Here is a 13,515-nt window from a genome sequence, read left to right as displayed (position 1 = left end):
ACGATCAGGCTGCTTGAGCCGCTTTGCGTGACTTGCGGTTATTACGCAGACCATCAAAGCTAAACACCACCAAAGCACCCCAAATAAAGGCGAAGGTAATGGCTTTATCGCTGGTGAACGGTTCGCCGTAAATCAGCACCGCAAGCAAGAACATCAAACTTGGACCAATGTATTGGAAGAAGCCCAACGTCGATAGCTTTAGGCGGGTTGCTGCGCCAGTAAAACACAGTAGTGGCAGGGTAGTGATCACGCCTGCAGCAATCAACAAGGTATTCAGCTGCATTGGGTTATCTAGCATGTTGGACGTCGGTGAACTCGCAATAAACAGCAAGTAAATTGCTGCAGCAGGTAACATCACCAAGGTTTCAATGAATAGTCCGGTTTGTGCTTCCACACTGACTTTCTTACGCAGCAAGCCATAACAGCCGAAACTCATTGCCAGCGCTATAGCGACCACAGGCACCGAGCCAAAGACGATCAGCTGAACTAATACGCCACAAGCAGCAAGGACAACCGCGAACCACTGAAGCTTACGTAGACGCTCACCAAGGAAGACCATCCCGAGTAAGACGTTGATCAGTGGGTTAATGTAATAACCTAAGCTGGCATCGAGCATGTGATTCGAATTCACCGCCCAAATGAAGATCAACCAGTTTGCACCGACCAAAATGGCAGTAGAAACCAGAAACATCATCTTGGTTTTGTTTTTAATGATGTCGCGAACCGAGCGCCAATGGCGACCAAAATGGAGGAGTGCGGCTAGCAAAAAGAAAGACCAAATCACTCGGTGGCTTAAGATCTCTAGTGGCGAGACTTCAGCAATCGATTTGAAGTAAATGGGTGCGATGCCCCACATGGTGTACGCGCCAATAGCAAGCAAGACGCCTTGCCGTGAGCGTTGTTGTTCTTCTGGTGTCATGGGATGTCACCTAATTGAGTTTTTATAGAGCAGAAAATCAGTATACGAGTCGTGAGCTGAATCACCTAACAATTTGCGGTTTTATTCACCATGAAACCCCATTACAATGTGCCCTCACTTTGCGTGCTAGTGGCATGCATAAGCACCTCTTTTTAAGACCCAATCTGAGATTTTTCATGACCTCTACCTTGTTAGCCGAACAATCAGACTCGCCTGTAACGCCTCAACGTGTGTTGGAGGATGTGTTTGGTTACCAGGAGTTCCGTGATGGTCAGCAGTTGGTGATTGATGCTGCGGTAGAAGGTCGCGACAGCTTAGTTATCCTGCCTACGGGTGGCGGTAAGTCGCTGTGTTATCAAATTCCTGCTTTGGTTCGCTCTGGCATTACTTTAGTCATTTCTCCGCTTATATCGCTTATGAAGGACCAAGTGGACCAGCTTAAAGCTAACGGTGTAGCGGCTGAGTGCATTAACTCGACCATGCCTCGTGAGGAGCTGCTCAGCGTGTATAACCGCATGCACACTGGTCATCTTAAGTTGGTGTACGTCTCGCCAGAACGCGTATTGATGCGTGATTTCATTGAGCGCTTGGAAAACTTGCCGCTATCGATGATTGCCGTCGATGAAGCGCACTGTATTTCCCAGTGGGGACACGACTTCCGTCCAGAATATGCCGCGCTTGGGCAACTCAAGCAGCAGTTTTCTCATGTGCCATTTATGGCGCTGACGGCGACGGCGGATGACGCAACGCGCCGAGATATTCTTGAGCGTCTGCAACTGAATAATCCAGAGGTTTATCTAGGCAGCTTCGACCGTCCCAACATTCGCTACAACTTAGTTGAGAAGCACAAGCCGGTTTCGCAAATCGTTCGTTATCTTGAAACCCAAAAGGGTAATTGCGGCATCATCTATTGTGGTAGCCGTAAGAAAGTTGAGATGGTGACCGAGAAGCTGTGCAACAACCATATTCGTGCTGCTGGTTATCACGCAGGTATGGATGCTGATGAGCGTGCTTACGTTCAAGAAGCTTTCCAACGTGATGACATCCAAATTGTAGTGGCGACCGTGGCATTCGGTATGGGCATCAACAAACCAAACGTGCGCTTTGTGGTTCACTTTGATATCCCGCGCAATATCGAGTCCTACTATCAGGAAACCGGTCGTGCAGGGCGTGATGGTTTACCTGCGGAAGCGATGATGTTGTATGACCCGGCGGACATCAGTTGGCTGCGTCGTATGTTGGATGAAAAAGACGACGGTTCGCAGAAGCAGGTGGAAACCCACAAACTGAATGCGATGAGTGCCTTTGCTGAGGCGCAAACCTGTCGTCGTCAGGTGCTACTGAATTACTTTGGTGAGTATCGTGAGAAGCCATGTGGCAACTGCGATATTTGCTTAGATCCACCGAAACACTTTGATGCCACGGAAGAAGCGCGTAAGGCGTTATCTTGTGTGTACCGAGTGAATCAGAGCTTTGGTATGGGCTACGTGGTAGAAGTGCTACGTGGCATGCAAAACATTCGTGTACGTGAAAACGGGCACGATAAGATTTCTACCTACGCGATAGGTCGCGACCACAGTCACGACTATTGGGTGAGTATCTTCCGTCAGTTAATCCACAAAGGGCTGCTGTTCCAAAATATTACGCGCAACTCAACGTTGCAACTTACCGAAGAGGCGCGTCCATTGCTGCGTGGCGATGTGACTCTGGAGTTAGCGGTTCCGCGCTTAGACACCGCAGCACGTGCGGCGAAGTCAGATAAATTGACTAGCAAGAACTATGATAAGAAGCTGTTTGCCAAGTTACGTAAGCTGCGTAAGTCGATTGCTGATGAAGATGGTTTGCCACCATACGTGGTTTTCAGTGACGCTACCTTGATTGATATGGCGGAAATTCTGCCAACGTCTTACGGCGAAATGCTGGCAGTTAGCGGTGTTGGTCAGCGCAAACTGGAGAAGTACGCCGATCCATTCCTCGATTTGATTCAAGAACACATTACTCACCACGGATAAGGAACCACGATGCAAAAGGAATTTGGCTTAGCGGACTACATGGCACAAGAAGGGCGCTTAATCATTACCGCGCCGAGCTTTGACCTTGATAGCTTTCCTGCTTTAGGTGAGCGTTTAGTTGGTTTGCTTTCTGCTACTGTGGTGGAAAAGCAGTGGGATGCGGACATTCACTCTTGGCTGATCGATTTTGAAGGTTGCCGACTGTTTATGAAAGCAGAGCATTACAGCGAAGCGATTTGGTTTGAAGCTTTAGCGATTGAAGAGAGCAGGGAAGAGTTGGATTATCTCGCAGGATTGTTCCAACGCGGCTTCTAAAAATAGAATTTTTTTAGAAAGGGTGTTTCACATGAAACACCCTTTTTTATGCTCAAACGTTTGCGTAAAACAGACGACTTGCGGCGAAAAGTGGTTAATGTATAATCGCCCACCGCTTCGCTCAGAATGAGCCAAGCCAGTTTATTTTTCATTTTACATTGTTGGTAAGAGCCACTTTATTCAGTGACTCGATTTGGGTTCCCTCACCCCCAAACCAAACTAAAAAGGTATCGCATGAGTAACTTTACCCCTGCGCAGCAGCGCAACGCCCTTATCTATCTGGTTCTATTCCACCTAGTCATTATTGCATCTAGCAATTACCTAGTTCAGCTACCGTTTACTATCTTCGGTTTCCATACCACTTGGGGTGCATTCACTTTCCCATTTATCTTCTTAGCGACTGACTTAACTGTGCGTATTTTCGGTGCTCAGTTGGCACGTAAGATCATCTTCTTAGTGATGTTGCCTGCGTTGGCAGTGTCTTACTTCTTATCGGTGGTGTTCTTCGAAGGTCAATTCCAAGGTTTTGGCCACCTAGGGGAATTTAACTTATTCGTTGCTCGTATCGCGATTGCTAGCTTCATGGCGTACCTGCTTGGTCAGATCATGGATGTGCATGTGTTCAACCGCCTACGCCAAATGAAGCAATGGTGGGTGGCACCAACGTGTTCAACGCTTTTCGGTAATGCACTTGATACTATCGCTTTCTTCGCCATTGCGTTCTACCAAAGTCCAGATCCATTTATGGCGGAGCATTGGACGGAAATCGCGCTGGTGGATTACGGCTTCAAACTGATTATCAGTCTTGGTCTGTTCGTTCCTATGTATGGCGTACTACTGAATTACCTAATTAAGAAGCTGACTGCGGTGAACCCTGACTTTAAGGTGACGACAAGCGTTCAGTCTTAATATCAGTGGGAACCCCGAAAGCCGCTTGCTCAAATCAAGCGGCTTTTTTGTGCCTGTTTGCTTGGGTTTAGAGTATTTTGTACAGCGTGGGGAGTAATTAGATCATGGGTGTCCAAAAGCTCCCTAAGCTGTACAAAGGTAAAAATGGAGTAATAAAAAAGGTCCCAATAGGGACCTTTAACCAAGTATTAAGTCATCGTGAGATTTAACAAGTCACAATACTTAACGGCCAACCAATGTCTGTTTGACGGTTGGATTCAATTTCCAATTCAGCCGCAGTCAATGGGTTTGCCTCTAACCACTTCGCATCAATGTTGAGCGTCAGTTTGTCGCCTTCCGCAGTGAGAGTCACACATGGCTCTAGAGCTGGATTACGACGGTGGCTGAGTAAAACCGCAAGACGCAATAGGCGCAGTACGCGTTTACCACTCGTGCCTGAAAGGGCATGTTGCTCAGGCAGTGACGTCAGTTGTTCACGGTAACGGCGAGCAATTTCACCGATAAAGAACTTCTGCGCACGGGTGTAACCAGGCAAATCCAGATGCTGTAGCAGGTAAGCGCTGTGCTCACCGCCCTTTTTGAAGTCGATAGTTAGACCTATTTCGTGCAGCTTGGCTGTTGTTTCCAGCAGGACTTTACCCTGAGGTTCTGCAACCCAAGCTTCACCGCCAACTTGCTCAAGCAGTTTGCCCGCAAGTTTTGCAACTTGTTCGCCGTATTGGCAATCTAGCTGGTAACGGTTTTGTACGCTACAAACGGTGCGTGCACGGATGTCGTTTTGACGAAGTTCGTCTACCATCTCGTACACCAAGCCTTCACGTAGTGCGCCGCCAGCCAGTGTCATGGCATCGATTTCTAGTAGCTCAAAGATCGCAATCAAAATAGATAAGCCACTTGGGAACACCAAAGCTCGCTCTAGGGTCAGACCTTCAATATCAAGCTCTTCCAAGTGATCAGCAAGCATCGCCTGCTTTTGTAGACGCTTAAGTTTGGAGTGAGTAATCACTTCGTCCATACCTTGCGCTAGCATTATCTCTTGTAGTGCTTGAACGGTACCCGATGCCCCAACACACACATCCCAACCTAGGTCGGTGTACTGTTCTAAGATTGGCATCAGAGTTTGCTTCGCGCCTTCAATTGCGGCTTCGAAGTTACGTGCATTTAATTGGCGGTCTTTAAAGAAGTTCTCTAACCAAGTGACACAGCCCATTTTTAGACTGGTTAGAGCTTTGGCTTCGAAACCTTCACCGATAATCAGTTCGGTACTCGCACCGCCGATATCGACCACAAGGCGACGACCGCTGCCACCAGAGGTATGAGCGACACCTTTATATATAGTGGCTGCTTCTTCTTCGCCGGTAATCACTTCGATAGGCTGACCTAAAATTTGGTTCGCCTTCTCTAGAAAAACATCCACATTGGTCGCGGTACGCAATGTCGCGGTACCCACAATGCGGATGTTCTGTTTAGGAATATCCTGCAAGCGTTCTGCAAATAGACTTAAGCAGTCCCATCCTCGCTGCATAGCTTCCATACTAAGAGAGTTATGTTCATCTAAGCCCGCGGCTAGACGAACTTTGCGCTTAATTTTAGCCATAGTTTGAACGCTGCCATCGATGTGACGCACAACGAGCATGTGAAAACTGTTCGACCCGAGGTCGATGGCGGCGTATAGCGGTGATGATCCTGCTTGACTCATAAACGACTTCAGTTTCCTTTTATGATTGTTTTGGCGCTGATTGACGCGGTTGACGAGGACGACGTCCTTGTGGCTTGCGGTTACCAGAGCGAGTGCCACCTGTATTGGTGCGACGTTGTTGAGTTCGAGGCGCGCGCATACGAAGTGGTGCAGGCAAGTCTTGGATTAGAGCCGAGGCATCGTAATCAGAAACTGGGATTGCGTGCTCAATGTATTCTTCGATTGGCGGCAAGTTGATTGCGTAATCTTCACAAGCAAAGCTAATAGAGTGACCACTTGCGCCAGCACGACCAGTACGACCGATACGGTGAACGTAATCTTCACAGTCATCCGGTAGGTCGAAGTTGAATACGTGTGTTACTTGAGGAATATGAAGACCACGAGCAGCAACATCGGTTGCGACTAGTAGGTCAACTTCACCGCGAGTGAATTGCTCAAGAATCTTTTCACGCTTCTTCTGTGGTACATCGCCAGTCAGTAGACCCACACGGTGACCATCTGCTGCTAGGTGACCCCAAATCGACTCACACTTATGCTTCGTATTAGCAAAAACGATCGCGCGGTCTGGCCATTCTTCTTCAATAAGAGTTTGAAGCAGTGCCATCTTGTCTTCATTAGAAGGGTAGAAAAGCTCTTCTTGGATGCGGTGACCCGTTTTTTGCTCTGGCTCAACCACAACATGCTCAGGATTGTGCATGTGTTCGAAAGCTAATTCTTGTACGCGATAAGACAATGTTGCTGAGAACAGCATGTTCAAACGCTCTTTTGGCTCAGGCATACGACGGAACAAGAAACGAATGTCTTTAATAAAGCCAAGGTCAAACATACGGTCCGCTTCATCCAGAACAACCGCTTGAATGTTGTTTAGGTTGAATACGCGTTGCTTGTAGAAGTCGATGATACGGCCTGTAGTGCCGATAAGAATGTCTACGCCGTCTTGCAGTTTTGCCAGTTGCTTGTCGTAGCTTTCGCCACCGTACGCTAAAGCAGCTTTAAGACCCGTGCTAGCAATCAAAGGTTCAGCATCGTTAAAGATCTGAATCGCTAGCTCACGCGTTGGCGCCATAATGATCGCGCGCGGCTGAGTTGGCTTACGACCTTCGTGCTCTGGTGTCGTTAGAAGGTGGTTGAAGGTAGCAGTAAGAAACGCGAGGGTTTTACCAGTACCCGTTTGGGCCTGGCCTGCAATGTCTTGGCCGGTGAGCAGTACCGGCAACGCCAAGGCTTGGATAGGGGTACAATATTCGAACCCTTTTTTGTCCAATCCTTCAATAACTTGGGGCTTTAAACCCAAATCGGCGAACTTTTGCTCTGTGATATGCGTCTTTTTCATAGCGATAGAATATCAGCTAAAGCTTGCAATAAGAAAGTAAATACATTCCAATAGGGCATCTATTTACTGGTTATCATCCAACCAGTTTCGAAAAACACATTGGAGTGGAAGATGAGTGATAAGATTTTGCAGCTTACTGATGACGGTTTTGAAAACGATGTAATCAATGCTGCAGGCCCGGTTCTAGTTGATTTTTGGGCAGAATGGTGTGGTCCTTGTAAAATGATCGCTCCTATCCTGGACGAGATCGCTGACGAGTACGAAGGCAAACTCACTATCGGTAAACTAAACATTGACCATAACGCAGGTACACCACCTAAGTTTGGTATTCGCGGCATTCCAACGCTACTGTTATTTAAAGACGGTAACGTAGCGGCAACGAAAGTTGGTGCTTTGTCTAAGACTCAACTAAAAGAGTTCCTAGACGCAAACCTATAATCACTAAGTGATTACAAACAAAACCGTGCAATATGACAATGCGCGGTTTTGTTTTTCTAACTCTGGACTAGAATATTAATTAGTGCTAACTTATCGCGCGTTAATTGAACAAATTTCTCTTCTTGGTCGATCCTGAGACCAAATCCATCTTAACTAGAAAACAGATCTTATTTTGACTAAACAAGCATCCACCACCATGAATCTTACTGAACTGAAGAACAGACCTGTGTCTGACCTTGTAAAGCTTGGCGAAAGCCTGGGTCTTGAGAACCTAGCTCGTCTAAGAAAACAAGACATCATCTTCGCAATTCTTAAAGCGCACGCGAAAGGCGGCGAAGACATCTTTGGCGATGGGGTTCTGGAGATTCTGCAAGACGGCTTTGGTTTCCTACGTAGTGCGGACAGCTCATACCTTGCTGGTCCAGACGACATCTACGTTTCACCAAGTCAGATTCGTCGTTTCAACCTACGTACTGGTGACTCAATTGCTGGTAAGATTCGTCCACCAAAAGACGGTGAGCGTTACTTTGCCCTGCTAAAAGTCAACACAGTAAACGACGACAAACCAGACAACGCTCGTAACAAGATCCTATTCGAGAACTTAACGCCTCTACACGCTAACGAGCGTATGGTTATGGAGCGCGGTAACGGTTCTACAGAAGACATCACAGCACGTGTTTTAGACTTGGCATCGCCAATTGGTAAAGGTCAACGTGGTCTGATTGTTGCTCCGCCTAAAGCGGGTAAGACAATGCTTCTGCAAAACATCGCTCAAAGCATCGCATACAACCACCCTGAGTGTGAGTTGATGGTACTTCTAATCGACGAACGTCCTGAAGAAGTGACAGAGATGCAGCGTCTAGTTAAAGGTGAAGTAGTAGCGTCAACGTTCGATGAGCCAGCTTCTCGCCACGTACAAGTAGCGGAAATGGTAATCGAGAAAGCAAAACGCCTTGTTGAACACAAGAAAGACGTGGTTATCCTGCTTGACTCTATTACTCGTCTAGCTCGTGCATACAACACTGTAGTCCCTTCATCAGGTAAAGTACTAACTGGTGGTGTGGATGCAAACGCACTACACCGTCCTAAGCGTTTCTTCGGTGCAGCGCGTAACGTAGAAGAAGGCGGCAGCCTAACTATCCTTGCTACAGCTCTTGTTGATACTGGTTCGAAGATGGATGAAGTTATCTACGAAGAGTTCAAGGGTACAGGTAACATGGAAATCCACTTGAACCGTAAGATCGCAGAGAAGCGTGTATTCCCAGCGATTGACTTCAACCGCAGTGGCACACGTCGTGAAGAGCTTCTAACTAAGAATGAAGAGCTTCAGAAGATGTGGATTCTACGTAAGATTGTTCACCCAATGGGTGAAATCGATGCAATGGAATTCCTAATCGACAAGCTAGCGATGACGAAGACTAACGACGAATTCTTTGATGCAATGCGTCGCCAATAGTCTCAGATAAGTAATTCTGCGAAAAGCCACCGTATATCGGTGGCTTTTTTATTGCTTTCTCCCGATAGAAGTATCAGAATGAAGAAAATGTTATCGGGAGGTTAACATGCAACAAGGAATGTTGTCGTCATTACTCCTGAGCTTGTCACTTATCACGCTACCCGTGACTTTATCTGCTAAGGAAATGCAGGAGACCGTGGTAGAGCAGTGGCTTCAGGATACCCATATACAGACCAAAGTATCTGAATTGCTCGATTATGCAGTCAGAGACGAGGTCGACTCTCTCAAATTTGCTCTCGACCGACTGGCTTTTCCTCAACAAGAAGTCGTTCGTTTTCTGTTGCTCGAAAAACTAGAGCAACAAGAAATCATCCTTACGCCGAGAATGGCGATTTTTGTCGAATCCCAAATTAGTATCACCCCAACTTACCAAGTTTTAGAGCGTGGTGATGGTTACGAATTCACTGTGCCTGCGTTTAACTTTCCCTCTATTGCGAGTCGTCTGATTAAACGTTGGAAACAAGACCAAAGCACGTTGGAGTTTGTACTAGCAGCAGAGCGCCAAGAACTTAACCTAAAAGATTGGTTAACAGGCACTTCGCAACATGTACAAACCAGAGAAGCGCTACTTATACGTGAGTTAGATAGCCTATCGCCCGATGCACTTGAGGCGCTAACCAAACAATTGACCCATGCAAACGTAACGAGCTGGTTACCATCCACTGCCGTTGTGGTGCGTTTGGCGCAAGTTAGCCAAAATGAGGCGATGTATGATCTGCTTTGGCGAATGCGTGCGGATTACAACAGCCAAACTGAGCTAGAAAGGCTTGCTGAGGTTAGTGATGAGTTCTCATTACAACAATTGATGAATTCTACGGTCAATCCGACCTTAAAACCTTATGCTATTGAACTGCTCACGAGATCCAATCCACTCTCTCAAGACGTAAAACAGTTCCTCGTTGCTAAGATGGCGCTCTCAGAAGAAGCGACTCTAGTTGCGAGAGAGCTAGCAAAACAGGGGCATCAATCGTGGTTAGAAGAGCTTGTTTCAAGTAATCGCCAAGTAAAAGCGCGACAGATTCAGGAATTCTTGAAGTGATGACACTTTAAAAGACCGTTTCTTCGCATTGTTATCATTGAAGTAACCTAGCTCACATACCCACACAAAATAGGAGGATCTTAGCGTCCTCCTATTTGTTATACTGCGGACAGTTTAATCAGCCAGCATGAAGGCCTATGAGTTTTAAGGATTTACGCGAATTTATCGACCACCTAGAACAGAAAGGTCGACTTAAACGCATCACTCACCCCGTCGATCCCGCTTACGAAATGACAGAAATTAGTGACCGCACCTTGCGTGCTGGTGGTCCTGCATTGTTGTTTGAGAACCCGATCGGCTACGACGTGCCTGTTTTGACGAACCTATTTGGTACGCCAGAGCGCGTCGCAATCGGTATGGGACGCGAAGACGTTAAAGAATTAAGAGAAGTCGGTAAGCTACTGGCTTATTTAAAAGAACCTGAACCACCAAAAGGCTTCAAAGACGCGTTGGAAAAACTGCCTGTGTTCAAACAAGTATTGAACATGCCGGCTAAGCGTTTACGTAAAGCACCATGCCAAGACATTGTTTGGCAAGGTGATGAAGTTGACTTGGATAAGGTTCCGGTAATGAGCTGTTGGGCAGAAGATGTTGCGCCGCTGCTTACTTGGGGCTTAACCGTAACCAAAGGTCCAAACAAAAAACGTCAGAACCTAGGCATTTATCGTCAGCAGAAAATTGCCAAGAACAAAATCATCATGCGTTGGTTAGCTCACCGAGGTGGGGCGCTCGACCTGCGCGATTGGATGGAAACCAATCCAGGTAAACCTTTCCCAGTTTCGGTCGCGTTTGGTGCAGACCCAGCTACCATTCTTGGCGCGGTAACACCAGTGCCAGATACGCTATCGGAATACGCATTTGCAGGTTTGTTGCGTGGAAGCAAAACTGAAGTCGTGAAGTCAGTCAGTAATGATTTGGAAGTGCCAGCGAGCGCGGAAATCGTGATGGAAGGCTATATCGACCCAAACGAGTTTGCTGATGAAGGTCCTTACGGTGACCACACTGGCTACTATAACGAAAAAGAAAAGCACCACGTATTCACCATTACGCACATTACTATGCGTAAAGACCCTATTTATCACAGCACCTACACTGGCCGTCCGCCAGATGAACCAGCTGTATTGGGTGTGGCATTAAACGAAGTGTTTGTGCCGATTCTGCAAAAGCAATTCCCAGAGATTGAAGATTTCTATCTGCCGCCAGAAGGTTGTTCGTACCGAATGGCAGTCGTCACCATGAAGAAGCAGTACCCAGGACATGCCAAGCGCGTAATGATGGGCGTGTGGTCTTTCTTACGCCAATTCATGTATACCAAGTTTGTTATTGTGTGCGATGAATCGGTAAACGCACGAGATTGGAATGATGTCGTGAAAGCCATGTCAGAGCATATGGATCCTGTGCGTGATACCTTGATGATAGATAACACGCCAATCGACTCTCTAGATTTTGCTTCGCCAGTGGTTGGTCTTGGATCCAAGATGGGGCTAGATGCAACCATTAAATGGGATGCCGAGCTAGCGACGCGAACCGAGGTCACTGAGCGAGACAGCATAGCGATTACCGAAACAGAGCTGAATGAGTTGAAACAGCAACGCCCTGAGATTGTCGATATCTATCTACCTGCAACAGCAAATAACCAGTTCGCTGTTGTGACCATGAAGAAAGACCAAGCTGGTCAATCGCAAGCCTTGATGGAATACCTGTGGGACTTCTTTGCTCAGCACACGGATAACAAATTCATTATCTTGTGCGACGATGACGTTAATGCACGAGATTGGAATGACATCATTTGGGCTGTAACAACCCGAATGGATCCAGATAGAGATACTATTCAAGTGCATAGTAAGACTGCTAGTTCATCCAAATTAGGATTGGATGCGACCAACAAGTTCGAATCCGAAGTCATGCGCGAGTGGGGTACGCCTATCAAAAAAGATCCTAAACTTGTGGCTAAAGTCGATGAGATTTGGGACCAGTTAGGTATTCTATGAGTCATCAAGTCCACCTTCTACCAATGGACGTTACGTTCCAAGTAAAAGAAGGGGAGACGGTGTTGGAAGCTGCGCTCAACAACAATATTCGCTTCCCACATCGTTGCCAAGTTGGCGCTTGCGCCATGTGCATGTGTAAAAAGCTAACGGGCGAGGTGAGCTATCACCTCGAACCTATGCTAACCGAAAAAGAGCAACAGCAAGGTTGGATATTCCCTTGCCAAGCCTATACAGAAAGTAATTTAGTGCTTACTTTTGACGAGTAAGCGAGAGGAACACCATGACCATCCAATGTAAAGTAAAGTCTATTCAGCCGTTAGCTTGTAATACTTATCAAATCCTTCTTCACCCAGAATCACCTGTACCTTTTAAAGCAGGTCAGTACCTCATGGTTGTGATGGGTGAAAAAGACAAACGTCCTTTCTCGATTGCGAGCAGTCCATGTCGTCATGAAGGTGAACTTGAACTGCATATCGGTGCGGCGGAACACAACGCTTATGCGCTAGAAGTCGTTGAAGCAATGCAAGCGGCATTAGAAACAGATGGTCATATCGAGATTGATGCTCCACATGGTGATGCTTGGGTTCAAGAAGAAAGCGAACGCCCACTATTATTGATTGCTGGTGGTACTGGTTTTAGTTACGTGCGTTCAATTCTAGATCACTGTGTTGCACAGAACAAAACCAACCCTATCTATCTCTACTGGGGGGCGCGTGATAACTGTCAGTTGTACGCTAAAGAAGAGTTGGTCGAGATTGCCGACAAGTTTGCTAATGTTCACTTTGTGCCAGTAGTAGAAGAAGCGCCAGCAGACTGGCAAGGTAAAGTTGGTAACGTGCTACAAGCGGTGAGTGAAGATTTCGAAAGCTTAGAAAACTACGATATCTATATTGCAGGTCGTTTCGAAATGGCTGGCGCAGCACGTGAACAGTTCACTCAGAACAAGAAAGCAAAGAGCGAACGTATGTTCGCAGACGCGTACGCATTCATTTAAATACAGCTTTTGAGGCAGAAAAAGAGGGTTTTTTACCCTCTTTTTTGCTTTTTTGATGAAATAGTCATCGAACAGTTAGTTTTTTCCATTTTTTTTCAAAAAAGGGTTGCGAACGGATCTGAGTTCCCTATAATGCGCATCCACCGACACGGCAGACGCGATAAGGCTTCAGCAGGGTCGGAGAGGTGAAAAGCTTCTGAGAAAATAAATTGAAAAAAGTGTTTGACACTCTCAATTATCTCGTTAGAATGCACCTCCGCTTTGAGAGAAAAACTTCTCGACAAGCAAGCTCTTTAACAATGTAGACCTATCAATCTGTGTGGGCACTCGTTGATGATAATCCAATTAGA

The 13,515-nt window shown here is 46.7% G+C and carries 12 protein-coding genes; 9 read left to right on the top strand and 3 right to left on the bottom strand.

Going from position 1 to position 13,515, the window contains the following annotated elements; all coding sequences use genetic code 11:
* Positions 1-4 precede the first annotated feature (4 nt).
* Entirely contained in the window at positions 5-919 is a 915-nt protein-coding gene (gene rarD, locus AACR11_RS06750; protein WP_029789268.1) for an EamA family transporter RarD, read from the bottom strand.
* A gap of 176 nt (positions 920-1,095) precedes the next feature.
* Between rarD and recQ the strand changes: the two genes are divergently transcribed.
* The 3 genes from recQ to AACR11_RS06735 all read left to right on the top strand — a co-directional run bounded on the left by recQ (position 1,096) and on the right by AACR11_RS06735 (position 4,155).
* The gene (recQ, locus tag AACR11_RS06745) at positions 1,096-2,931 is read left to right on the top strand and encodes an ATP-dependent DNA helicase RecQ (RefSeq protein ID WP_029789269.1); all 1,836 of its coding nucleotides are present in this window, start codon (positions 1,096-1,098) and stop codon (positions 2,929-2,931) included.
* 9 nt (positions 2,932-2,940) lie between these two features.
* Entirely contained in the window at positions 2,941-3,246 is a 306-nt protein-coding gene (locus tag AACR11_RS06740) for a DUF3630 family protein (protein ID WP_005378772.1), read from the top strand.
* Between the two features lie 234 nt (positions 3,247-3,480).
* Positions 3,481-4,155, top strand: coding sequence for a 7-cyano-7-deazaguanine/7-aminomethyl-7-deazaguanine transporter (locus AACR11_RS06735; RefSeq protein ID WP_005378770.1), 675 nt, complete (start codon positions 3,481-3,483; stop codon positions 4,153-4,155).
* Positions 4,156-4,360: 205 nt separating this feature from the next.
* Here the strand turns inward: AACR11_RS06735 and gppA are convergent, their stop codons facing one another.
* Complete coding sequence (gene gppA / locus AACR11_RS06730) at positions 4,361-5,854, bottom strand: guanosine-5'-triphosphate,3'-diphosphate diphosphatase (protein WP_005451193.1); 1,494 nt, start codon at positions 5,852-5,854, stop codon at positions 4,361-4,363.
* Positions 5,855-5,873: 19 nt separating this feature from the next.
* Positions 5,874-7,187, bottom strand: coding sequence for an ATP-dependent RNA helicase RhlB (rhlB, locus tag AACR11_RS06725; RefSeq protein WP_005451190.1), 1,314 nt, complete (start codon positions 7,185-7,187; stop codon positions 5,874-5,876).
* A gap of 111 nt (positions 7,188-7,298) precedes the next feature.
* On the opposite strand from rhlB, the gene trxA reads away from it, so the two are divergent.
* From trxA to fre, 6 genes are all read left to right on the top strand, one after another.
* Positions 7,299-7,625 carry a thioredoxin TrxA gene (gene trxA, locus AACR11_RS06720; protein ID WP_004745500.1) on the top strand — a complete coding sequence of 109 codons (327 nt, stop codon included), beginning with the start codon at positions 7,299-7,301 and terminating at the stop codon, positions 7,623-7,625.
* Positions 7,626-7,821: 196 nt separating this feature from the next.
* Positions 7,822-9,081 carry a transcription termination factor Rho gene (gene rho, locus AACR11_RS06715; RefSeq protein WP_005440042.1) on the top strand — a complete coding sequence of 420 codons (1,260 nt, stop codon included), beginning with the start codon at positions 7,822-7,824 and terminating at the stop codon, positions 9,079-9,081.
* Positions 9,082-9,187: 106 nt separating this feature from the next.
* Positions 9,188-10,180 (top strand): hypothetical protein, encoded by a 993-nt coding sequence (locus tag AACR11_RS06710; protein ID WP_005451187.1) that lies wholly within the window; start codon positions 9,188-9,190, stop codon positions 10,178-10,180.
* Positions 10,181-10,317: 137 nt separating this feature from the next.
* Entirely contained in the window at positions 10,318-12,171 is a 1,854-nt protein-coding gene (ubiD, locus tag AACR11_RS06705) for a 4-hydroxy-3-polyprenylbenzoate decarboxylase (protein WP_029789270.1), read from the top strand.
* On the top strand, positions 12,168-12,437 hold the full coding sequence (locus AACR11_RS06700) for a 2Fe-2S iron-sulfur cluster-binding protein (protein WP_009696789.1): 270 nt from the start codon (positions 12,168-12,170) through the stop codon (positions 12,435-12,437). Before ubiD ends, AACR11_RS06700 begins: the two co-directional genes overlap by 4 nt.
* A gap of 14 nt (positions 12,438-12,451) precedes the next feature.
* Entirely contained in the window at positions 12,452-13,165 is a 714-nt protein-coding gene (fre, locus tag AACR11_RS06695) for an NAD(P)H-flavin reductase (protein WP_009696790.1), read from the top strand.
* Positions 13,166-13,515: the final 350 nt, after the last annotated feature.

It is taken from the genome of Vibrio sp. L85, assembly GCF_963871815.1.
GTDB lineage: Bacteria > Pseudomonadota > Gammaproteobacteria > Enterobacterales > Vibrionaceae > Vibrio > Vibrio harveyi.
This window is presented reverse-complemented; position numbering and strand designations above follow the sequence as displayed.